Raw genomic sequence first — 23,445 nt, 5'->3', positions numbered from 1 at the left:
GATATCTTTTCACTAAAGATTGACTATACTTTCTGCGTTTTTTCTTAATGACAGATTTCTTACTATAACGTAAAACACCGGCGTAAGTAGTAATCCAAAGAAGGTTACACCAAGCATACCGGCAAACACTGCAATACCCATGGCGTGACGCATTTCTGCTCCAGCACCACTAGCTAGTACAAGAGATATCACACCAGCAATAAATACAAGAGAAGTCATCAAAATAGGACGCAAACGTATGTACGCTGCCTCGAGTACGGCCCCAAGCGGTGATCGTCACTAATTCTCCTGAGTCCTTGCAAAATCAACGATTAAAATGGCATTTTTTGCGGCCAGCCCGACTAAAACAACGAAGCCAATTTGAGTATAGATGTTATTATCACCGTTTAGATCCATATACCGCCAATTGCAGAAAGGAGTGCCATTGGTGCAATAAGCAGCACAGCAAATGGAAGCGACCAACTGTTGTACTGAGCGGCAAGAATCAAGAATGCAAAGAATACCGCCAATGGGAAAATATACAGTGCGGAATTGCCCGCTAATTTTTCCTGATAGGTCAGATCAGTCCATTCGTACGCCATACCTTCAGGTAGATTTTCCTTAACTATTTTCTCAATAGCATCTGTAGCCTGACCAAAAGAATATCCTGATGCAGTACCTCCCGTAATATCAGCGGATGGATAGCCGTTGTATCTCATAACGCGATCAGGATCTGAAGTTAGTTTGATATTGATCAATACTTATAAAGGGATCATATCACCAGCAGAATTCCTGACTTTCAATAATCCAATATCGTCTGCCTGCATACGGAATGGGGCATCAGCTTGAGTTATTACACGGTAGGTACGGCCAAATCCATTAAAATCATTGACGTAAAGCGATCCCAAATTTACCTGTAATACATCAAAAATGTCGGTCAAAGCTACCCCCTGAGATAGTCCGGATCTGCTCCAGACTGATACCTAATACTTTGCAACTTAGTATAAGCTGCAACCGCTCAACTTGCTCCTGCCTTTATTGCCTTTAGTTGTTGCTATAACGATCAGGAGCAGGTAAAAGACCCTGAGCCTCGTAGAACCCAGGGAGTCCTCGTTAGCTTTGCAAGCTCGCCGGTTTTCATACTCATCTACACACGCATGGAGGCGACTGCCACCATGCGTCATTTCTTGGTACGAATATCCAATACCAGTGCCAGTAGGGAAAAACTAACTATCGACTCGCTTGCGCCACACCACTTGGTGTGCTCTCTGTCCACCCGCCTCCCAGAGCCTTGTAGAGCGCGATAAGGTTGCTCAACCGAGCCAGACGCGTACGCACCAACGTCTGCTGCGCGCTGTACAGCGTACGCTGCGCGTCAAGCAAGGTGAGGTTATCGTCCACACCTTCCCTGAAACGTTGCTCGGCCAGGTCATACATGCCCTGACTAGCAGCAACCAGGAATTGCTCTGAACGAATCTGCTCATCAAGTGTTCGCTTGCCGGCAAGGCCATCAGCCACTTCACTAAAAGCAACTTGAATGGACTTCTCGTAGTTGGCGATCTCGATGCGCTTTTTTACGTGCGCCACATCCAGATTGGCGCGCAACGCGCCACCCCGGAAAATAGGCACCGTAATCTGCGGCAAGAAGCTCCAGGCGCGCGAACCCGATTCGAAGAGCCCATCAAGCGATGCGCTTGCCGTCCCCGCCGAACCCGTCAAGCTGATGGTGGGGAAGAAAGCGGCTCGCGCTGCTCCGATACTGGCGTTGGCACCCAGAAGTACCTGCTCGGCCGCGCGCACATCCGGTCGGCGCACGAGCAACTCAGAAGGTAGGCCACTGGGCAGTTCGGTCGGCACGATGCCATCCGGCAGCACTATGGCTTTGTCAAGTTGCTGCGACAGCTCAAGCGTCAGCGGCTGGCCGAGCAGTAGCACTAGCGCGTTTCGGTCTTTGGCCGTTTGACGTGTGTAGTCCGCGAAGTTGGCCTCGGCTGTACGCAGTACAATTTCCGAGCGGCGCACGTCAAGTTGCGTGGCATTGCCAGCCTCGAACAGTTGGGCAGTAAGTTCATGCGAACGCTTTTGCGTGCCGAGCGTCTCGCCTGTTAACTGCAGTAACTCCTGGTCAGCCCGCAACGTGAGATAGGCGTTAGCAACCTCAGAGATCAAACTCATCTGCGTCGCTATGCGAGTCTCGTCCATAGCCAAGTAGGAAGCCAGCGCTTGGTTGCTGAGGCTGCGGATACGGCCCCAGACGTCCAGTTCCCAGGCAGCGGTCACCCCAGCAACCTCGTAACGACGCACGACGTCGGCAGCGCCGGTGTTGCTGAGATCGGCTGGCAGTCGTTCTGCGGCCCCTCTGCCGGATACCCCCAAGTTCGGGAGCACCTCAGCGCGCTGAATGCGGTACAGTGCCTGCGCCGCCTCAACGTTGAGCGCAGCTTTGCGCATGTCGCGGTTGCTCTCCAGCGCGATACCGATCAATTGTTGCAACAGCGGGTCGCGGAAGAAATCTCGCCAGCCGATATCGGCCGCGTCCGTGACTGGGGCCTCTGGCGTCGCTTTCGCCGGTTCTGCATAGGCCGCGCCCGAAGGATATACTATATCAATCGGCGCTGGCGGCCGATCGTACTTGGGTGCCATGGAACAACCGGCTAACGCTATCGCGAAAGCTACCGGTGCCAAGCTCTTGGCAGGTTGTGTGAGTGCGAAAGGTTTCTTCATCTCAAAATTCCTCCTGGCCGTTATGCTTGTCGCTCATACCGACGCGGGCTTGACTGGCTTCACGACGCAACGCCAGCTTGCGCACTACGACGTAGAACACCGGCGTGAGCACCAGACCGAATGCCGTCACGCCCAACATGCCGGCGAACACAGCGATACCCATTGCGTGACGCATCTCGGCACCCGCTCCACTCGCGAGCACCAGCGGTATCACGCCAGCGATAAAAGCCAGTGACGTCATCAGAATCGGGCGCAGCCGCAGCCGCGCCGCTTCAAGCACGGCCGCCAACGGATCGACACCTTCACTCTCCTTGGCACGGGCAAACTCCACGATCAGAATTGCATTCTTGGCTGCCAGGCCTACGAGCACCACGAAGCCAATTTGCGTGAAGATATTGTTGTCGCCGCCCGTAAGCCAAACACCGGCGATCGCCGAAAGCAACGCCATGGGCGCGATCAACAGAACAGCGAATGGAAGCGACCAACTGTTGTACTGAGCTGCCAGGAACAAGAATGCCAACAGCACTGCCAACGCAAAAATGTAGATGGAGGTGTTGCCAACCCGCTTTTCTTGGAACGTCAAGTCAGTCCATTCGTAGGTCATGCCGTCCGGCAGCGATTCGCTCACGATCTTCTCGATCGCGGCAGTAGCCTGGCCAGACGAATAGCCCGGTGCTGGTCCGCCGCTGATGTCAGCTGATGGGAACCCGTTGTAGTGCATCACTCGATCGGGACCGGAGCTACGTGAGATCGTCGCGATCGCGCTCAACGGGATCATGTCCCCCGAAGCGTTCCGCACCTTCAGCATGCCAATGTCTTCAGCCTGCATACGGAACTTCGCATCGGCCTGCGTCATCACTCGGTAAGTTCGGCCAAATCGATTGAAGTCATTGACATAAAGCGAGCCCAGATTGATCTGCAGCGTGTCAAAAACTTCGGTCAGCGACACACCTTGCGACTTGGCCTTTACGCGGTCGATGTCCACCTGCAACTGTGGAGCATTGGCCTGGAAGCTGGCCAACATGTTGGCCAGCTCAGGCGCTTGCATGGCTTTGCCCATGATCTGACCTTGGGCCTGTGCAAGTGCGTCTGGCCCCAGGCCCGCACGGTCTTCGATCTGCAACTTGAAGCCGCCCATTGAACCCAGGCCAGGCACCGGTGGCGGAGGAAAAATCCCGACGAAGCCGTCCGGTATTTGACTGAATTTGCCCATGAGCCTGCCTTGAATGGCGAACGCCGACAACGACGGGTCCTTTCGTTCGTTGAAGGGCTTGAGCATGGCGAACACCAGCGCGGTGTTGGGCTGATTCACTGGGCCGTTGAAGGAGAAGCCGGGGAATGCCATCACGCTTTCGACGCCAGGCTCGGCAAGCGCGATCTTGCTCATTTCCTTGACAACCGCGTCGGTGCGGTCCAGCGAGGCACCAGTCGGAAGCTGGGCGATGCCCACGAGGTAATACTTGTCCTGTGCGGGCACAAAGCCGGCAGGTACCTTATGAAAGCCCAGCCACGTCAACCCCAGGAAACCGACATAGAGCAGCAGCACCACAGCACTTCCGCGAACTGCGCGGCGCACGCCTCCGACATAAGCATTCGAGGCGCTGTCAAAGAAGCGGTTGAAGCGGCGGAAGAAGCCACCAAACAGGCCGTCGATGAGGCGCGTGACTCGATCGGGCTGGGCCGCGCCATGATGCGGCTTGAGCAGGATGGCGGCCAGCGCGGGCGACAGTGTGAGCGAATTGATCGCCGATAGGATGGTCGAGAACGCGATGGTCAGCGCGAACTGGCGATAGAACTCGCCTTGCAGCCCAGACAGGAACGCCGAGGGAATGAAGACCGCCGCCAGCACCGAGGTGATGGCCAGGATCGGGCCAGTAACCTCGTCCATGGCTTTGAGCGCTGCGTCCTTGGGCGACTCGCCAAGTGCCATGTGGCGCTCCACGTTTTCTACCACGACGATGGCGTCGTCCACAACAATGCCGATTGAGAGTACGAGGCCGAACAATGACAGTGTGTTCAACGAGAAGCCGAACATGTGCATTACGGCGAAGGTGCCGACCAGCGAGACCGGCACGGCGATCAGCGGGATGATCGACGCTCTCCAGGATTGCAGGAACAGCACCACCACGATCACCACCAGCAGAATCGCCTCTAGCAGCGTGACCGCTACAGACTGAAGCGAGGCCCGCACGAAGACCGTAGGATCGTAGGCGATCTTGTACTCGATGCCCTCTGGAAAGCTTGCTTGTAGACGATCCATCGTCGCGCGTACCGCGCTAGACACATCTAGTGCATTGGAGCCAGGCGTCATCAGGATCTGAATGCCAACCGTGTTGCCGCCATCAAGTTGGGCGCGCATGGTGTAGTTCTCCGCACCTAACTCCACACGTGCCACGTCGCGCAAGCGTGTAACCTGGCCGTGGGTGCCAGCCTTGATGACGATATCGCCGAATTGCTCTTCGGTGGTGAGACGCCCGAGTGCGTTGACGGTGACCTGAAAGGCAGACGAGGCGTTAGGCTGCTGACCGATAGAGCCGGCCGCAACCTGCACGTTCTGCTCCCGAATGGCGGCGACCACATCGCTAGCGGTCATGCCACGAGACGCAACCTTTTCGGGGTCGAGCCAGACCCGCATCGCGTACTCACCCTCACCACCAAGCAACACGTTGGCGATGCCCGGCAGGCGTGCCAGTTCGTCACGGACGTTGAGCATCGCGTAGTTGGACACATACAGCGGGTCGTAACGATCCCCTGGCGATAGCATGTTCACAACCATCAGGATGTCGGGCGCGGTCTTCTCAGTCACAACGCCGATGCGTTGGACCTCGGGTGGCAACCGGGGTAGCGCACGCGACACCCGGTTCTGCACCTGGATTTGCGCGATATCGGCGTTGATGTGTTGCTCGAAAGAGATGGTGAGCACCATCTTTCCGTCCGTGGACATCTGGGACTGCATGTACATCATGCCTTCCACGCCGTTGATGGCTTGCTCTAGCGGCGATGCCACGGTGTCGGCAATCACTTGCGGATTGGCGCCGGGATAGCTCGCCGTGACCTGTACCGTTGGGGGGGTAACCTGAGGGTACTCGCTCAGTGGCAACTGGAAGTAGCTGATCGCGCCCGCGATCAGCATCAGCACCGAAAGGACGATTGCGAAGATAGGGCGGTTGATGAAGAAACGGGGGAAATTCATTTGCGAGCCTCCGCTGAGCCAGCTGCGCTGTCAGCCTTGACCTGATCGGCCCCAGCCGCCCCAGCGGCCTTGGCAGACTCCGCAGGGACTGCCGGGGCACTAGCCGCAGTCTTAGTCGCGTCGGGAGCGCCGGCGGCCGGTGCTGCCGGCCCCTGCATGGGCACCATGCGCGGCGTGACAGTCATACCAGGTCGTACGAGGCCTTTGATTATGATTTTTTCGCCACCCTGCAGGCCACCGTTTATAACGCGCAGACCGTCGACTACGGGACCCAGCTCAATCGGACGATACTGAGCTTGGTTGTTTTCACCCACGACCAGAACATAGTTTCGGCCTTGATCGGTGCCAACCGCTTGGTCGTCGATGAGGACGGCCTGCCGAGAGCTTGCGGTGGAGAGCTTGGCCCTCGCAAACAGCCCAGGCGTCAGCCGTCCATCAGGGTTGGGGACGACCGCGCGAGCGCGGATCGTGCCGGTACTTCTATCAATCGCATTGCCGACGAAGTCGAGCACGCCCTTGTACGGAAAGTTTCTGTCAGTGCTCAAGCCTACTTGAACGGGCAACGAAGCATGAGTCCCTGAACCAGGTCTCGAGCGGCTCACCACATTGACGTAGGTTGCCTCATCGATGTCGAAATAGACGTGCACAGGATCGATGGACACGATCGTGGTAAGTAGCGTGGCTGCTCCTGCACCGCCGCCGCTGACCAGGTTGCCCTCGGTCACCAGCACTCGGTCCACGCGCCCGGCAATTGGTGCCGATACCCGCGCGTAGGACAGGTCGAGCTGCGCCGCTGCGACTGTGGCCTTTGCCGCCTGTACCTGCGCCTGACGCGCATTGCGTGCGGAGACTGCATCGTCATAGGTCTTCCGAGACAGGGCGCCAGTGGCAACAAGCCGCTCGGCACGATCAAAGTCGGCCTGAGCCTGACTGGACAGCACCTCAGCCTGCCGCAACTGCGCCGTGGCGGTGTCGAGCGCGACTTGGAAAGGCCGTGGGTCAATCTGGAACAACAATTGCCCCTTGCGTACCAGACTTCCCTCGGGCACGCTCACCGCGTCGACGGCCCCCCCACACGCGAGCGCAACTCGACCACCTTCGGTGCGGCCAAAAAGCCGGTGAACTCAGTTGACGGCGTGATTGTGCGCGTGATGGCCTCAGCCACAGGCACCTGCGGTGCCATCGGTGCGCCAGCTGGTGGTGCTGCTGGTTTACTTTCATCCTTGCCATCTCGGGCAGCCACCGCTATCCCCCCGACGGCCGCGATGACGCTAGCTACCAAAATGATCCTGATTTTTTTATGCATGGAAGTTACCTTTTTTATTACGGGGCTTCGGTCCATCCGAAGCGGTTCGCATATGTTTCTAAAGGCTAGCCCTTACAACCACGTCAAGGTCAAGCCTTTTTCGATGACCATGACGAGCATGGGACTGGACTACAAGCTCTGGAACCTTCCGGCCTCCCGGTGAACGCATGAGATGCAGTTACGGCCGAAAGGGACGCATCTGAGCCCATTATCCACGTCCGATCATCCCATCTATTTAAACTCGTTGTTCTAAAGGCATTCGTTTATCGCCTAACATCGATGTTTTCGGAGATCGATTTACAGATGAAGATATGGAAGGGCTTGGCGCCGCAACAACGGCAGTTCAAGCCCTCTGCAATACCTCAATGGGCATCCTGTACGGACACAGAGCTTTGATGACCTCCGTTCTGGCCATCGGCTGGCTCTTGGGCACCCTTAAAGCGGAGTAGGCGCAGCGCATTGAGCGTGACCAAAGCGGTGGCACCGGTGTCGGCCAGCACAGCAACCCAAAGGCCAGTGATACCCAGCACACTGGTGACTAGGAACAGGCCCTTGAGGCCAATGGCGAACACTACGTTCTGGTGGATGTTGGCCATCGTCGCGCGGGACAGCGCCACCAGGTGCGCAACGTCCGTGACGCGGCTCTTGAGCAGAGCAGCGTCTGCGGTCTCTAGGGCCACGTCGGTGCCGCCGCCCATGGCGATCCCTACATCGGCGGTCGCCAAGGCCGGCGCGTCGTTGATGCCGTCGCCGACCATCGCCACCTTCGCGTCGCGCTTCAAGTCGTTGACCAGGCGCAACTTGTCTTGCGGAAGCAACTCACTCTCCCACTCGATATCCAGCTTGCCGGCGATGGCCTGCGCAGTTCTCCGATTGTCACCGGTGAGCATGACCGAGCGCACACCCATCGCCTTGAGCTGGGCCACGCCTTCGCGGGCGTCACGGCGAGGTTCGTCACGCAAGGCCAACAGGCCCATGACATTCTTGCTTGCTTCGTCGAACAGAACCACCACCGTCTTGCCACCATCTTCCAGCTTGGCGATTTCCTGCTGGTGCGCGAGGGTCAGCGTGGCCATCTGCCCTGCATGGACGGGCGATCCCACGGCTAGCTTGCTGCCGTTCACGGTAGCGCGAACTGCCTTGCCCGGGATAGCGAATGCTTCGGTGGCTTGTGGAACCTCCACATCGAGGCTCTTGGCGTGGGCAACGATTGCCTTCGCCAACGGGTGATTCGATCCAGACTCGACGGCGGCGGCGAGCGCCAGTACCTGTTGCTGCTTGGATTGCCCGAAAGGCACGACTTCAGTGATGCGCGGCTTGCCCTCTGTCAGCGTGCCAGTCTTATCGAAGGCGACTGTGCGAACGCGACCAATGGTTTCCAAGGCGTTGCCACCTTTAATCAGCAAACCTCGGCGAGTAGCAACAGCCAGTCCCGAGGCAATGGCCGCCGGCGTTGACAAAACCAAGGCGCACGGGCACGCGATTAGCAGCAAAGCAAGACCACGGTACAGCCAAGTGCCCCAATCACCACCCATGGTAAGCGGGGGAACCACGACGATCAGCGCCGCGATGGCCATCACGGCCGGGGTGTAGTAACGGCTGAACTTTTCGATGAAGCGTGCCGTCGGCGCCTTGGAGGATTGAGCTTGCTCGACGAGCTGGATGATGCGCGAGATGGTGTTGTCCGATGCAGCCTTCTCAACCAGAACTTCAAGCACACCGTCGACGTTGATCGAGCCGGCAAATACGTCATCGCCACCGGCCTTTTGACGCGGCACGGACTCCCCTGTGATCGGAGATTCATCGAGACTGCTTTCGCCGCGGAAGATCTTGCCGTCAGCGGGCACTCGATCACCCGGGCGCACCAAAACCCGGTCGTTCACGCTCAGGGAGGCAGCGGGCACTTCGCGCTGCCCACCATTGGCGTCGAGCAAGACAGCAGTTTTAGGCACCAGAGAAGCCAGCGCTTTAATGCCGGCGCGGGCGCGGCCAGCGGCCACACTTTCAAGCAGCTCGCCGACCGCGAACAGGAACACCACAGCAGCGGCCTCCTCGGCCTCGCCAATCACGAGCGCGCCCAGCGAGGCGACAACCATCAGTGTTTCGATGGAGAACGGGGAGCCAGATATGGCCAGCGCGAAGGCTTTGCGCGCGAACGGGAGTACGCCAGCGATCACGGCAGCGGCGAAGATCCATTCGGCATAGCCGGGGATAAATTGAGCAACTGCATAGGCCGAGCCCATGAGAGCTGCTAGGCCCTGCACATGCTTACCCTTCTTCGTCTGCCACCAGCGTTGAGTGATAGCTGAGGGCACGCGGGCAGGCGCGGCAGGCGAGGATCCATCAAGGCGGCGCACGTCGGAGACGCCGAAACCCAGGCTTTTGATGGTCTTCTCGATGTCGCCAATATGTGTAGGACTTCCAGACGCGAGCGTCAGCTCAAGCGTTTCTGCCGTGAAGTTGATGCGGGCATCTGATACGCCCGCCATGCGAGCAAGAGCCGTTTCAATCTTGCCAACGCAGCTCGCGCAGTCCATGCCTTCCACGTGCATCGAAACGTTGGGTGGGTTACCAGGGGGCTCGCGGCGAGCGTGTGAGGTGTGATCATGTCCACTGCAGGAGCCGTGTTCATGCCCGCCGTTTGTCTTTTGCGTGTGGCCGTGCCCATGATCACCGCCGCAAGCGTGACCATCCTTGTGATCTTCGCTGTGGTCATGTGCATGGACCGATTGGCGCGATACGGCCGCAATCGAGAGCGACGACACTGGCAGTTCTTCCACACCGAACCCCAAAGTTTTGATTTTCTTAGCTACATCGCGAGCAGTGAAGCGGCTTTTCAGATTGCGAGTCAACGTCAGCGTTTCACTAGAAAAATTGACTTGCACGTCCGTCAGCCCATCCATTCGGGAAAGGGCCTTCTCGATTTTGCCGACGCAGCTCGCGCAATCCATGCCCTCCACACGGAAGCTCAGCTGCTCCCTAGCCTTGTCCTGGTACTCCGTTATTTCCCTTGTCATATCTACCTCCAAGTTCTCTGAACACTTTGCAAGTTAGGTTCGCCGCACGCCGCACATACTGCTTAAATATAACAAACACATGAACATACATCCATGTGTTAATCATTAAAAAAGAAGGCTGTTGTCCTTCTGTTTACGATCGTCTGTGGTTGTGGCGTGCGGCGTGCGGCGCACGTGCTTACAGTTTCGACACATTTTCAAAATGCAGATTGAATTTTAGCACACATATGAAGATATGTTCAATTATTTAATTCATGAAGTTAGCATGGTTAATTTCTACGCTCACGATGGGGGGGAGTGAAAGCTGGCGTCGGCTGATGAGGCCCAGGGGATTGAGTGCGGTCAGATTCATACAACCGTCACCCAAACATCACGCATGGGCGAAGTCGCGCTTACTCAGGACTGGGATGGCGCATTACAGTTGCTGACGGGCTGGCACCTCTCTTGCGCAATCGCGAAAATGCCCAGCAAAAAGTAGGCATCTTTGCGTTCGACGCAATTCGCAATCATTCCTCAGAGAAGTGACAGACCATGTCCTGAAACACTTGACTGATGTGCTCATCCGCGATGCCGTAGAAGATATGTTTCGCCTGACGTTATCCACGCACAAGTCGAGCTCCACGCAGGAGCCGCAGATGATGACTGACCAAGAATTGGGATAGATCGAGCGTTTCTGCGATGTCGCCCACCGCGACTGATCCGCGCATGCACTGTAGCAGGATCTTCAGGCGCGATTGATCTCCTAACAGGAGAAAAGTCTCAGCGAGAACAGCGACGTCACTATGAGAGAGCGCCAAGAGCTCTGGGGCCGAACGCTGAGCATTGGTGGCGCAATTCTGAGCATTGTCGCCATTGGCGTGTTTTCGAGAAGTCATGGATTTCTTGTCCCTGAGCTGCCAGCACTACGCTGGCTGCAGCATCAGTGTTGATGACCCGGGACGGAATGGTCGTGCTTATGACCCTTTTCATGGCTGTGGCTAGTGTCATGCTCATGTGGGGTGTGCCCTTGCGGCCCACCTGTCGGCTGCAAGCTGCAAAGGTTCTTTTCACCAGGAGAGTTCCATTCGATCCCGACCGTCACGTGCTCGATGCCAAATTGCTCTCGAAGCACCACCTCTACGCACTTGACCACGGTGCGCGCTTCCTCAGCCACACTAGGGCGAACGTGCAGCGTGGCCATCGTGCGACCAGAGGTAAGCTGCCATACATGCACATGACTGACGGCCGCCAAGCCAGGCACCGCGCCCATCAGGCCTTGTTCCACCTGCTCCGGAGAAGCGTCCTCGGGCGCACCTTCGAGCAAAATGTGGATCGATTTCGCCAGGAGCTTCCAGGCGCTGCGCAGGATCAGGGCTGCCACCAGCACCGACAGGATGGGGTCAATTGGCGTCCAACCAATGAGATAGATGACCACTGCAGCGACGATGGCACCGACCGAGCCCAGCAGGTCGCCCATCACGTGCAGGATGGCCCCCTTCACGTTGACGTGATCGGTCTCTCCGCGGGTCATGATCCACAACACCAGAACGTTTACCAACAATCCAAGCACGGCGACGATCATCATCGGGCCGGCAAGGATGGCGGGCGGAGCTTGCAGTCGCTCCCATGCTTCATAGGCGATCCATGCCACGATCACAAAGAGCGTCACAGCGTTCAGGAAGCCGGCGATGACCTCGAACCGAAGGTAGCCAAAGGTGCGCTTGCTGTCAGCTGGTCGGCGCCCGAACCGGAATGCCGCGTATGCCAGAGCCAGCGCTGCTGCATCGGTCAGCATGTGGCCCGCATCGGCCAGAAGGGCCAGCGAGCCCGACAGCACGCCGCCGACAGCCTCCACGATCATGAAGCCGAAGATCAGGAAGAAGGACAGCAAGACCTTGCGTTCGTTAGCGCCGGTCACTTTTGGAGTGTGGTCATGGTCGTGACCATGTTCATCGTGCGATTGGGACATCAGGGCCTCGCGCAGAAATTAGGTGGTTGACTGTACGTAAAATATAATACATGAACATATGTTTATGCAATGTATTTTTAGCAAACCATACTAAGGACTGCGAAAGATGAGTGGCGGCGATGCGGCTATTTAGTACGCCTATCCTCTTGGCCACACCCTGTGCAGGTCGTCCACAATCAGGTCGTGATGATGTTGGCCCAGATCCAAGTGCTGACGCAGATAGAGGATGACCCGCCGGAAGGTTCGGATGGTCGTGAGCCAGATCGGACGGGGCGCTGGCTGGCCAAAACCGCAGCGCGAGCACCACGCAGGAAAGCGCCTGAAAACATCTAGGAGATTTCAATCATGGACACGAACTTCGACGTCATCGTCATCGTCATCGTCATTGGCGCCGGGCCTGGTGGCGACATCGCAGCGATTCGCGCCGAGCAGTTAGGCATGAATGTCGCCTGCGTCGATGCCTGGAAAACCAAGGAAGGCAAGCCTACCCAAGACGGTACATGCAACAACATCGGGTGCATCCCGTCAAAGGCGCTGCTGCAGTCGTCCAAAAACTTAGACCAAGCCAAGCACCACTTCGGCGCGCTCGGCATCATGTCCACGGGCGAGCTACGCATGGACGTGGCTGTGATGCTGGAGCGCAAGAATCAGGTCGTGAAGTCGAGCAACGAAGGCAAACTCTATCTGTTCCGAAAAAACAAGGTGCAGTTCTTAAACGGTCTGGCGTTTATGACTCGGGCCGCCGTCGGCCTTGAACTGGATGGGCGCGGAGCCGTCGTGGTGAACGGCGAATGGCGCACCAGCGTGCCCAGTATCTGGGCCATCGCCGATGTGGTGCGCGGCCTGATGCTAGCGCACATGGCAGAGGAAGAAGGTGTCGCTGTGGTCGAGCGCAGAAGGTGTCGCTGTGGTCGAGCGCATTGCAGGCCATCGCGGTCATGTCGATTTCAACACGATCCCCAACGTCATCTACACCAGCCCGGAAATCGCCTGGGTAGGTCGCACCGAGCAGCAGCTCAAATACGCGGGCGCAGCATATCGTAGCTGTACATTTCCGTTCATGGCTAACGGTCGCGCGCGTGCATTGAGCGAGACAGCGGGTCTCGTCAAGGTGATCGCAAATCCTACGACAGACGAAATCCTCGGCGTACATGTAGTCGGCCCGCAGATCAGCGAACTTGTGGCTGAGGCGGTCATCGCGATGGCATTCAATAAGGCCTCACTTGCGGTCGATAAGCGCGCTGAACTTCTGATTGATCAGAATTGGACCCGCATTCATCTCATTGAGTGTAGCCGCGGGCGGTCATACGGCCCCAGCTTGTAATAGATCGCAATCCGCATCGCAACGAGCGCTTCGCCCGCGGCTAATCGTCGTTGTGCTCTTCGACGATGTGAGTGGACATGTCCAGCAGCACTTGGTTCACATGCTTGTCGTCCACCTCATAGAAAATTTGCTTGGCCTGGCGCACCCCCTTCACAAGGCGGGCTCCACGCAGCAGCCGCAGGTGGTGACTGACCAGCGACTGCGAAAGCTCGAGGGATTCCGCGATGTCCCCAACCGAGGAGGAACCCTTCATGCAGCACAGCATTATTCTCAACCGAGACGGGTCGCCCAGTAGGCGGAAGGTCTCGGCCAGGATCGTAACGTCATTCTGTGACAAAGAAGCCAGATCGTCGCTTGCACCGCGGGGCGCGTTAACTTGTTTGCGTAAAGTCATTTCTCAAAAATTCCAACTCTCGAACAGCTACTCATGCCGTTCAGAATTAACGAGGCTGCGATAATTTGATCGCACTCGCCGACAAAGATCAGGAGACAGCCTGCGAGCCAAGGCGCGCCGCGTCTATGCGCAGCGAAATCGTCCAAACCAGCAGCGCTCAAAATAGGGCTTAACCTTACAACATAGTAACCCTCAAGTACCCTGTATGTCTAATTTCAATTTTGAGAAGACACCTTGAGCATGCCATTAACAAGTGCTGGTCGTGCCACCGTAGCAGCGATCAGCCTGCCCATCGAGGGCATGACCTGCACGAGCTGCATCGTCCGAATCGAGTGCGCCCTGACCAAGGTGCCTGTCTCTTGATCACATCTCATTGATCAAGAGACTTGGCTAACAGGTAACCTTCAAGGATGGTTTGTGGTAAAACTATCCTTCCCATAACCGCTCCCTGCCGACTCGTCCCGTCCTTTTTGAATCAAACCAACCCACTAATTTTCCGAGACTTATACAAACCCAATAAACACTTGGAGTTCGCTTCGGTACTTTTTTCTTTTCGACTTTTGACCACAGCAGCTTCCAATCACTCACAAACTTACTTGTTAGCACTGATTAAATAAAGTTGACTTTAATCATATGAATTTTAATAAATTAAAAATCAGGCCGCATGCGACCTCATCCTGACGACAAAGGTCTAGCTTTCGAGCTAAACTGCGTATTCCCACCCATGGCGATCACCTAATAACATTGAAGGGAGTCGAAAGTTTAAGGGCAGCTTTCTATGTCCTGCAGATGGGAAGTATCCGCGAGGTAGAGAGCCTTCAGTATTGGGCAGTCGGGTTTTTCATTTCCCGCGCAGCAAGCAGAGAGTGTGGTAAGAATTGATGCCATACGTTGAAATTCTTCAATTTTTAAGGTTAAATCATTAATATGAGATTCAACTATACTTTTAACATCTGCACTCTGACGCGAATGATTTCCCCAAAGAGAAAGTAACTCTCCTGCCTGTGACAGAGAAAAACCGAGATCTCGACATCGACGTATAAAATGTAACTTATAAACATCGGCATCTTTGTAGATCCGATAACCAGCCTCTGTTCTGGAGACTGATGGTATTAGCCCAACCTCCTCATAGTAACGAATCATTTTCGCCGAAACTCCCGATAAGCGGGCTGCATCACCAATGTTCATCTTCACCTCCCAAATGATTTTTACTAATACTGTAGTTAGCTTTAAGTAACATAGTTTCGGGTAACATTTATTGAAGGAAATTTCCTAATCCATTGAACCAAGTAACCATTAACCTGTTCCCAAAAATCTCACCAGCCCCCACCTAACTTCAGGTTAAACCTTCCCCTAACCGGAAGGTCAAGAGAAGTCGATAGATTTTTTGTATGATATTAAAATCTTGATCGTTTAGATTTCCCACATGGTTTAATAATAAATAATTCTTAAAGTTCAAAAATAAATGCCGACTTAATTCATCTGACTCCACTGATCATCTAGTGTTCAAAAAATTATCTACCCATTGAACCATTGCTTTAACCAAATCATCATCATATGCGATGTGCTGACCATGGCGCTGTTCTGGCGAGGGCAGCCTCAAGGTGTCATCGTTCATACTGATAGTTGGACCATTGCAGTTTTGAGAGTCAAATTCATTTATTGAACGTCAACTACCTTGTCCGGTTCGCGTCAATTAACTTGTCCGGTTGACGATGTTTAATTGTCGTTAGCGATAGGCATCTCCTTTCTCATCATTGACGCCTTTTTACGGTAGCTTTCGCCACCTATCTCTAAAATAGTGGCGTGATGCACTAACCGATCAATCGCCGCCACCGTCATCATGTTGTCGTCGAAGATCTGATCCCACCCACTAAAAGGCTGATTTGAGGTGATAATCAAACTGCCCGTTTCATAGCGGTGCGCAATCAATTCAAACAATACCTGTGTTTCTTGGCTGCTTTTTTTGACGTAGCCAATATCATCAATGATGAGCACCGTATATTTGTCCATGCGAGCCAGCACGTCAGTCAATACCAACGCCGCTTTTGCTTGCTGAAGGCTTTGAGCAAGATGGGTAGCGCTAGTGAACTTTACTCGCACCCCTTGCGCCAACAAGGCATAGCCAATACCACAGGCAAGATGGGTTTTACCCACACCACTGGCACCAAACAACAACACGTTCTCGGCTTGATTAACCCACTGCTGTTGATCCGCCAGGGCAATAAGCTGATTTTTATTAATCCCCTCTACCACACTAAAATCAAATTGGCTCAACGGCTTACCCGGTGGCAGTTGTGCTTCGCGGGTATAGCGTTGTAAACGCTTGTGATGACGCTCACCCACTTCGTGTTCACACAAAGCCGCAAGGTAGGTTTGCGGTAACCATTGTTCATCCAGCGCCTTTTGTGCAAGGCCTTCCCAGTGCTGGGCGAAGCTACTTAACTTTAATTCCTTCAAGAGAATCGGGAGGGAGGCAAGATCAGCCATGTTGCACCTCCACACATAACAGCTGATCGTAATCAGCCAGCAGGTGCTGCTTTGCCGTAATGAGTGGAATCACGGCCGTGTCTGTACTAAAGCGCTTATTGCACTGTAAGTTGCTGGGTAATTCACCCCCCTCAATGCTTTTGAGTACGTAACGACCAAGGCTATCTTGGCACTGAGCTGTCGCGGCCAAGTGCAGCAGGCGCACGATGTAACGGCAGGCATCATGGGGATTCAGTGTGCCGTCAACATACTGCCAGATACGGTGGTAGTCCGGGGTGGGTAATAAGTCATCGCGCAGCTGCGAGTAACGGAAGGCCCCCGGCTTTTTAACCAAGGAGTCGATAACATGGCGATAATCGACACTGCGTCCGCGCTGGGTTGTGGTGGCATAAACACGCGGTAAGCTGAGTATCTGCTCATGCCCACTGAACAGATCCAAGCGCTCGTCATACAGCTGAACATACAGCCGCTCGCCGATAAAGCGAGACGGTACGGTATAGGTCACCCGTTTGAGGTCAAAGCTGCTACTGCTGCTAATCAGAACACTGTGCTCCGCATAATCATGAGTGCGCCGTTTTGGCAGTGTCTGCAATAACGGCCGCTCTTGTTCAAAGCGGGTGCGGCATTGCTGGTTAATCTTGGTGACAATACCATCCACGAAGGCTTGATAGGCCTCAAGGGACGTAAAATCAGTATCGCCTCGCAGCAGCAAGGCCTGAGTCATACGTCGCTTTAAATGCCCGTGTGCCGCTTCTATTGTACCGTTCTCATGGCTCTTGCCGGGGTTGTTACGACTGCCTTTGAGTTGATAGTGGTGGCATAAGGCGTCGTACCGAACGGTAAGCTGTTCCTTCTCGGCCAGATTGTTAAAGGCGGCACTCAAGCTGTCGGTGCGGTGTTCAAGGGGTGCGCCACCACTGCGCCATAAGGCATTCTGAAGCCCTGTAGACAAGGCGGTATAGCTTTCACCACCGCAAATGACTTTGGCGTACGTCCAGCCGCTAAAGGCAAGGCGATAGTGGTATAGCAAATGGCAAAATACCTGCCCAAGTATTGTAATCGTAACCCCTTTCAAGAGCGTGAAGTCCGATAAACCCAAACGCCCAGGCACTTTAGTTTGGCGGAACATGACTTCCTTTGCGGGGCCATGTTTGACCTTCCATGCTTTGACACGTCGCTGCAACGTGCGCAGTACGGTGTTGTCATACTGATTGGGGTAGTTGTCGTGAAGGTATTCAAACAACGTGAGCGGCAATAGTTCAGGGTTCGCTTCGAGTAGTGGTACCAGCACCGATGACCAGACCTCAGCAAGCGGGTCTTTGCGAGTGCGCCATTGACGCTTGGGGGTTGGTTCTGTGTTCAGTTCACCGCTGTCTATGCGGCGACCTGATCGCTCTGATAAACCAGACTTTGCCGAAGCGGCAAGCTGGGTTTGACCTTGTTTACGTTCATTCATATATAACCTGATTTGTTGATCTGTGATGGGTTTGCCCGACACGGTTATCTCCTAATGGAATCCGTGACGGACGGTATCAGATCAACCGGCCAACATAGTTGTCGCCGACCGGACAAGTTAATTGTCGTTCAATATTCCATTAGAGATCCGATTGCATTTCGAGCTCTATCGAGTGATTTTGCTTCAATGAGTTCAGCAATAGTAAAGAGCACCATAATCATCGCAGCTTCTGGCCACTGTCTAGAATTAAGGCCCATAACTGCCATATACATCCCCTTATTTCTTTTTAATCAGTTTTTCCTCTACAGGACAATCCATTTGCATAATGCGGATTTCAGTTCGCCCCCCCCAGATTATTTAATCTTTGTAGGCGCAGCCGCGCAACAGTCTCCACTAAGGCCATGATCATCTTGATCATGCGATTTCTGGTCATGGTCATGGCCACAACCTTTGTAAGTAGGCTTATCATGATTTAGGTCTTTTTCAACATGCGAATGGTTGCAATCATTATGAACATACAAATGACCATTCGCCTTGTTCAATTCGCCTGATTTCTGAATCTTGCCTCCCACAACCAAGCTTAATTTTTAAATACAACTAGCAGCTTCCTTCCTACTAGAGTTTTACTTTTTTGCGGGACCACTTGCCCAATATGTTTACTATACTGACTACTGAAGACCCTAATCTAACTACAGAGTCAAGTTCAAACGAGGGATATATGAAAATTGGTGAGTTGGCGCGTAAAGCAGGCTGTCCGGTAGAAACGATTCGTTACTACTAGAAAGAAGGTCCACTGCAGGCACCTTTACGAGACATAGGAAATAATTATCGTCACTACGACAAAACCCGTCTTGAAAAACTACTATTCATCCGCCGCTGCCGTTCTCTCGATATGACCCATGAGGAAATTCGCGCTTTGCTGTTAGCAATCAATAATCAGGGTAAAGAATGTGGCCCGATAGATGCAATCATCAACGCCCACCTAATTCACATTCAGCATCGAATCAAAGAATTAGTAGCGTTAGAAGAGCAACGTAAGGAGCTGAATGCTTTTTGTAGCGCTGACCGCAGCATAGATAAATGTTGCATAGTCCAAAAATTGACAGCTGATGAAAGTGATAGCGATCTTTCCTTAACCGCACCAACCAACCATTTAGGGGGGCATTAGTGATGCCACGCGCTTGTTTAAAATGAAAAAAATGTGATGGTGTTAAAACTGCGTAGTCTTACACCATTATGGGCCAATTTAAAGTACTACATTTTGCCGCTCAGCTTATCTCCAGAGCGGCGCTGTACCGCTCCTCCTCGGTTTACGGTGCGGGCTTTGCCCGAAGCATTGGTTAATGTCCTAAGAATAGGACATTCTGACCGCTCATCCCCAGCACAACTCCGGATTAAAACTCGTAGTTTCTCAGTCATTTGACGTATACTTTCCATACGTCGTTCTAAGTCAGCAATGTTCTCCTGAGCCAGGCGTTTAACATCAATGCTCTGGCGAGATTTGTCATTCCATAACGTAAGCAAGCCTTCTATATCTTCCAGAGAGAACCCGAGATCTCGGGCACTACGAATAAAAACCAATCTATGAACATCATTGAGAGCATACTTACGATAACCTGACTCCGTACGCTCGGAGGCAGGGATTAATCCAATTTGCTCGTAATAACGAATCATCTTGGTGGATATTCCTGATTTACGCGATGCTTCTCCGATATTCATAAGCCCACCTTGTTAATGCTCAGCGTTAATGCTCAGCGTCCTCAACCAAAGGAGGCTGGAACCGACGCAGACGCAATGAGTTTCCCAGAACGAACACGCTTGATAGCGCCATCGCCCCTGCTGCAAAAATTGGAGAGAGCAGTATTCCATAAGCTGGGTATAGCAGTCCTGCAGCCACTGGAATCAATGCTGCATTGTAAGCAAATGCCCAAAAGAGATTTTGTCTGATGTTACCGATTGTTGCCTTAGACAATCCAATAGCATTAGGAACTCCCTGCAAGTTTCCTGACATTAAGACAACATCAGCTGACTCCACGGCTATATCTGTTCCTGTACCAATTGCAAGTCCAATATCTGCAACTGCAAGTGCCGGGGCATCGTTTATCCCATCGCCGACAAAAGCAACTTTACCGTAATTTTCTTGCAGTCGACGCACCGCTTCAACTTTGCCTTCAGGTAACACTTCCGCAACCACTTCATCAATATCTAATTGTTTAGCAATAGCCTGAGCTGTATTCGCATTGTCACCGGTAATCATGGCGACCTTGAGACCAAGCTGATGTAATGCCTTTATAGCTACTGGAGTACTTGATTTAATAGGGTCAGCTACAGCAATAATTGCAGCCAACCGACCATCTATAGCAACATAGAGAGGTGATTTCCCCTCATTCCCGAGGCGTTCAGAAATCCGGGAAAAATACGTTACCTCCAATGCTAACTCACGCATAAATCGATCAGCGCCTACTTCTACAAGGCTCCCTTCAACAGTCGCTCGTACTCCCATACCAGTGATTGAATCAAACTCAGTAAGCTCTGGCAGTAAAATGCCGTCTCCTTCTGCCGACTCAACAATAGCGCGAGCAATAGGGTGCTCAGAACGTGATTCAACTGCGGCAACTTTTGCTAATACCTCATTACGTTCAAAACCCTGAGCTAGTTCCAGATCTGTCATGACTGGACGACCTTCAGTCAGAGTTCCGGTTTTGTCTACAGCAACAACTTTGGCATCTTTGAGTAACTGTAGGGCTTCTCCCTTGCGGAATAAAATTCCCATTTCTGCACCACGACCTGTACCAACCATGATAGATGTCGGTGTCGCGAGTCCCATTGCACATGGACATGCAATGATTAGCACTGCCACAGCATTAACCAATGCGAAAGACAGGGCTGGTGATGGACCAAATACTAACCAAATCAGGAATGTAAAAAGTGCTGCCAACATCACAGCTGGAACAAACCACAATGTCACTCTGTCCACAACAGCTTGTATAGGTAACTTTGACCCCTGGGCCTGTTCTACCATCCGTATGATTTGTGACAGCATTGTCTGACCACCAACCGCAGTAGCACGCAACCTCAGTGCTCCTTTCTGGTTCACAGTCCCTCCGACAACTCCACTGCCAACGATTTTTTCCACTGGTATAGGCTCACCAGTTATCATCGATTCATCTATAAAACTGGTACCTTCACTTACCTCTCCATCGACCGGAATCCTTTCTCCCGGGCGAACTTCGATAATGTCTCCAAGCACAACGTCTTTGACAGGAATATCATTCATTACGCCATTACGGAGCACGTGCGCCTCCTTAGCCTGCAAGCCTACTAAGCGTTTGATAGCCTCAGACGTTCTCCCCTTAGCTCTCGCCTCCATAAATCGTCCCAAAAGAATGAGAGCGACAATCACTGCAGCAGCTTCGTAGTACACATTAACGGTACCCTCAGGCAAAAGGTATGGTACAAACGTAGCAACCACAGAATAACCAAAAGCAGCAATAGTCCCGACAGAGACCAGTGAATTCATGTCAGGAGCAAGCCGCGTAAGAGCAGGAATGCCTTTCATGTAGAATCGACGACCTGGAACCACTAAGACTAACAATGTCAATACAAACTGGACGTACCAGCTTTCCTGGATCCCAATGGTATTCATCACCCAGTGTTGCATTCTTGGAATCATGTGAGATCCCATTTCGAGAACAAATACCGGCAGAGCCAGTGCTGTTGCAATAACTAAATCTTTCTTTAATAAAGCCTTCTCTGCGTCCTTTCTTACTTCAGACTCATTACTGACCTGATTTTGGGTATCGATGACACGGGCTTCATAGCCAACTTTTTGAATAGCAGATATGAGATCGTCTATGCCAGCCACTCCGCGAATAGTTGCCCTCTCAGTTGCAAGGTTAACCGTTGCCGCCTTTACACCATCAACCGCTAAGAGTGCCTTTTCAACACGGCCAACACACGAAGCACATGTCATACCTTGCACTGAAAGTTCAACGGATGTTACAGGAACTTCATATCCTACCTTTTCAATTGCTTCGATTAACTTCAGTCGATCAACAGGAGCTTTAAGATGAATATCCGCCAGCTCAGTCGCAAGATTGACACTTGCGTTTACGACGCCTTCAACTTTGTTTAAAGCTGCTTCAACTCGTCCTACACAACTTGCACAGGTCATACCCTCAATAGGTAAGCTAACCCGGGCTTCAGCATTGCTGGAGAGCTGGTTTTTATGAATGCTCATGATGTATTTCTCATTGTTGGTTCAGATATTAAACAGTCTAGGGCTTACCATGATGGGAAGGTCAAGCGTATTATTTTTAACCTCATGAACACAACAAATGAAGCGCCATCATTCCTGATATTCATCCAGCTGTTTGGTAGTGTGTAACTCTAACTCAAAAGAAACGAGCGCCTAAATCTCAAAATATCAGGCTAGTAGCCTGTTTGAATGTGCTCCCTCAAGAAAAGCCCCGCTAACTGCCTTTTGCAGTGGCGGCGCTAGCATTCTTTTCGGTATTCATGGCCGCAGCTTGTAATCAAGCTAAGTGAATGGGAAACCTATTAACTGAAACGCCGTCATGGTAATCGGGGACGGGGTGGGATGACGCCCAAGCCGTCAGAAATCTGGCCGCTTGGGCGTTTTTTATTGTTATAAGGTGCCCAGTAAAACGGCGCTGATTGCTGGAATTGTTGTGCCAATGACTTCTTGAGTGCTAGCAACAACAGGTAAAGTTGCAGACATGACACTTTCAACGACTGTTGGTGTGTTGTAGAGACCCATACCGCCACCAATGCCCAAGGCAAAGGCCATCAAGCTTTGGCGAGCGATACCGCCCACAATACCCACCAGAACCATGGCTCCCGCTACGATCCGTCCCAAAGTACCTTGGGTCCAATCTTTTAGGGTATCCCACACATCGGTGAAAGCATCACCACCGGTGCCTGCAAATGAGGGCTCCGAAATCATTAACGCCATTAAACCAAGCGCACCAATGGTCATTAGGCGCTGAGTCTGAATGCTGCGAACTGCATTTGTCATTCGTTAGTTTCTCCGTAGATACTCAAGTTATCGCGCTTACCATCAGCTCCCGCTGAGGCTGAATCGCTTTGAGTCTGAAGTGGACGTAGCACTGGCGAAACCGTTCGAGGTGCTGACACCCCAATATCCCACCGGCGCGGTTCAATTTCGGTAAACACGTAGCTGGATAAATTCAGATCTCCACGGTCATCCTCCCAAGGCGCAATCCAAATCCGCATTACCCTTGAAGGAATGCGAATAGGTGCAGATTGCTGCGTCTCGGGTAATGCTGGATGGCTCAGCAGTCCTGTCTCTAAATCAGATTGTGAATACCCAGAGGGAGAACCAATTCGAGTCGCCACAGCATCAATCGTCTTGGGTGCAGCGCCATAACTGGTAAGCTCATAGACTTCACGAGCAGATAAACAGCGCACACCGTCAGGCATACCTGGGCATCCATATTCACTACTCCCAAGACCCAATGAACTACAGCCAGACAATAAGGTTGAGCCGACTGCCAATAAAAGTAATCCAGCTTTAGACCACTGTTTTGACTGGTGCTTTGGGTTGTTCTGCATTGATGTCGTCATGGTTAAC

The 23,445-nt window shown here is 53.0% G+C and carries 17 protein-coding genes and 5 pseudogenes; 3 read left to right on the top strand and 19 right to left on the bottom strand.

Annotated features, from left to right (window positions below):
- Window positions 1–12: 12 nt before the first annotated feature.
- The 10 genes and pseudogenes from KGF88_RS13895 to KGF88_RS01195 all read right to left on the bottom strand — a co-directional run bounded on the left by KGF88_RS13895 (window position 13) and on the right by KGF88_RS01195 (window position 12,167).
- Window positions 13–396 (bottom strand): annotated as a pseudogene (locus tag KGF88_RS13895) (efflux RND transporter permease subunit).
- Window positions 387–887: pseudogene (locus tag KGF88_RS13890) on the bottom strand (efflux RND transporter permease subunit). Before KGF88_RS13890 ends, KGF88_RS13895 begins: the two co-directional pseudogenes overlap by 10 nt.
- A 16-nt stretch (window positions 888–903) precedes the next feature.
- A pseudogene (locus KGF88_RS13885) lies at window positions 904–996 on the bottom strand (hypothetical protein); the annotation flags it as partial.
- A gap of 213 nt (window positions 997–1,209) precedes the next feature.
- Window positions 1,210–2,703, bottom strand: coding sequence for an efflux transporter outer membrane subunit (locus KGF88_RS01220; RefSeq protein ID WP_011788495.1), 1,494 nt, complete (start codon window positions 2,701–2,703; stop codon window positions 1,210–1,212).
- A 1-nt stretch (window position 2,704) separates the two neighbouring features.
- Complete coding sequence (locus KGF88_RS01215) at window positions 2,705–5,896, bottom strand: efflux RND transporter permease subunit (protein WP_011788494.1); 3,192 nt, start codon at window positions 5,894–5,896, stop codon at window positions 2,705–2,707.
- Entirely contained in the window at window positions 5,893–6,945 is a 1,053-nt protein-coding gene (locus KGF88_RS01210) for an efflux RND transporter periplasmic adaptor subunit (protein ID WP_269464979.1), read from the bottom strand. Before KGF88_RS01210 ends, KGF88_RS01215 begins: the two co-directional genes overlap by 4 nt.
- A gap of 2 nt (window positions 6,946–6,947) precedes the next feature.
- Window positions 6,948–7,139: a hypothetical protein gene (locus tag KGF88_RS13860; RefSeq protein ID WP_274380141.1), complete on the bottom strand. Its 192-nt coding sequence runs from the start codon at window positions 7,137–7,139 to the stop codon at window positions 6,948–6,950.
- 425 nt (window positions 7,140–7,564) lie between these two features.
- Window positions 7,565–10,219 carry a heavy metal translocating P-type ATPase gene (locus tag KGF88_RS01205; RefSeq protein WP_011788492.1) on the bottom strand — a complete coding sequence of 885 codons (2,655 nt, stop codon included), beginning with the start codon at window positions 10,217–10,219 and terminating at the stop codon, window positions 7,565–7,567.
- Between the two features lie 596 nt (window positions 10,220–10,815).
- Window positions 10,816–11,094: an ArsR/SmtB family transcription factor gene (locus tag KGF88_RS01200; protein ID WP_011788491.1), complete on the bottom strand. Its 279-nt coding sequence runs from the start codon at window positions 11,092–11,094 to the stop codon at window positions 10,816–10,818.
- A gap of 44 nt (window positions 11,095–11,138) precedes the next feature.
- A complete protein-coding gene (locus KGF88_RS01195) occupies window positions 11,139–12,167 on the bottom strand; it encodes a cation diffusion facilitator family transporter (RefSeq protein WP_011788490.1) in 1,029 nt (342 codons plus the stop codon).
- A gap of 345 nt (window positions 12,168–12,512) precedes the next feature.
- Between KGF88_RS01195 and KGF88_RS01190 the strand changes: the two genes are divergently transcribed.
- Complete coding sequence (locus tag KGF88_RS01190; protein ID WP_015066563.1) at window positions 12,513–13,211, top strand: FAD-dependent oxidoreductase; 699 nt, start codon at window positions 12,513–12,515, stop codon at window positions 13,209–13,211.
- On the top strand, window positions 13,123–13,491 hold the full coding sequence (locus KGF88_RS01185; RefSeq protein ID WP_223420022.1) for a hypothetical protein: 369 nt from the start codon (window positions 13,123–13,125) through the stop codon (window positions 13,489–13,491). Before KGF88_RS01190 ends, KGF88_RS01185 begins: the two co-directional genes overlap by 89 nt.
- Window positions 13,492–13,531: 40 nt before the next feature.
- Here the strand turns inward: KGF88_RS01185 and KGF88_RS01180 are convergent, their stop codons facing one another.
- The 5 genes and pseudogenes from KGF88_RS01180 to istA form a co-directional block, all read right to left on the bottom strand.
- Window positions 13,532–13,885: an ArsR/SmtB family transcription factor gene (locus KGF88_RS01180; protein WP_011788489.1), complete on the bottom strand. Its 354-nt coding sequence runs from the start codon at window positions 13,883–13,885 to the stop codon at window positions 13,532–13,534.
- A 370-nt stretch (window positions 13,886–14,255) separates the two neighbouring features.
- Window positions 14,256–14,464 (bottom strand): annotated as a pseudogene (locus KGF88_RS01175) (IS4 family transposase); the annotation flags it as partial.
- 183 nt (window positions 14,465–14,647) lie between these two features.
- Complete coding sequence (gene cueR / locus KGF88_RS01170; protein WP_011788488.1) at window positions 14,648–15,073, bottom strand: Cu(I)-responsive transcriptional regulator; 426 nt, start codon at window positions 15,071–15,073, stop codon at window positions 14,648–14,650.
- A 531-nt stretch (window positions 15,074–15,604) separates the two neighbouring features.
- On the bottom strand, window positions 15,605–16,375 hold the full coding sequence (istB, locus tag KGF88_RS01165; protein ID WP_063529288.1) for an IS21-like element ISSpu15 family helper ATPase IstB: 771 nt from the start codon (window positions 16,373–16,375) through the stop codon (window positions 15,605–15,607).
- Window positions 16,368–17,873 carry an IS21-like element ISSpu15 family transposase gene (istA, locus tag KGF88_RS01160; protein ID WP_063529287.1) on the bottom strand — a complete coding sequence of 502 codons (1,506 nt, stop codon included), beginning with the start codon at window positions 17,871–17,873 and terminating at the stop codon, window positions 16,368–16,370. The genes istB and istA overlap by 8 nt, the downstream gene beginning before the upstream one ends.
- Window positions 17,874–18,483: 610 nt before the next feature.
- Between istA and KGF88_RS01155 the strand changes: the two are divergent.
- Window positions 18,484–18,999, top strand: a pseudogene (locus KGF88_RS01155) (Cd(II)/Pb(II)-responsive transcriptional regulator).
- An 86-nt stretch (window positions 19,000–19,085) separates the two neighbouring features.
- On the opposite strand, the gene cueR (KGF88_RS01150) reads toward KGF88_RS01155, so the two are convergent.
- The 4 genes from cueR (KGF88_RS01150) to KGF88_RS01135 form a co-directional block, all read right to left on the bottom strand.
- Window positions 19,086–19,550: a Cu(I)-responsive transcriptional regulator gene (gene cueR / locus KGF88_RS01150; RefSeq protein WP_011788480.1), complete on the bottom strand. Its 465-nt coding sequence runs from the start codon at window positions 19,548–19,550 to the stop codon at window positions 19,086–19,088.
- A gap of 25 nt (window positions 19,551–19,575) precedes the next feature.
- Window positions 19,576–22,071, bottom strand: coding sequence for a heavy metal translocating P-type ATPase (locus KGF88_RS01145; protein WP_011788479.1), 2,496 nt, complete (start codon window positions 22,069–22,071; stop codon window positions 19,576–19,578).
- A gap of 408 nt (window positions 22,072–22,479) precedes the next feature.
- Window positions 22,480–22,869: a TraA family conjugative transfer protein gene (traA, locus tag KGF88_RS01140; protein ID WP_011788478.1), complete on the bottom strand. Its 390-nt coding sequence runs from the start codon at window positions 22,867–22,869 to the stop codon at window positions 22,480–22,482.
- Complete coding sequence (locus tag KGF88_RS01135; RefSeq protein ID WP_015066557.1) at window positions 22,866–23,438, bottom strand: TraV family lipoprotein; 573 nt, start codon at window positions 23,436–23,438, stop codon at window positions 22,866–22,868. The genes traA and KGF88_RS01135 overlap by 4 nt, the downstream gene beginning before the upstream one ends.
- Between the last annotated feature and the right edge of the window lie 7 nt (window positions 23,439–23,445).

This window comes from Idiomarina loihiensis (assembly GCF_024584785.1).
GTDB lineage: Bacteria > Pseudomonadota > Gammaproteobacteria > Enterobacterales > Alteromonadaceae > Pseudidiomarina > Pseudidiomarina fusca.
This window is presented reverse-complemented; position numbering and strand designations above follow the sequence as displayed.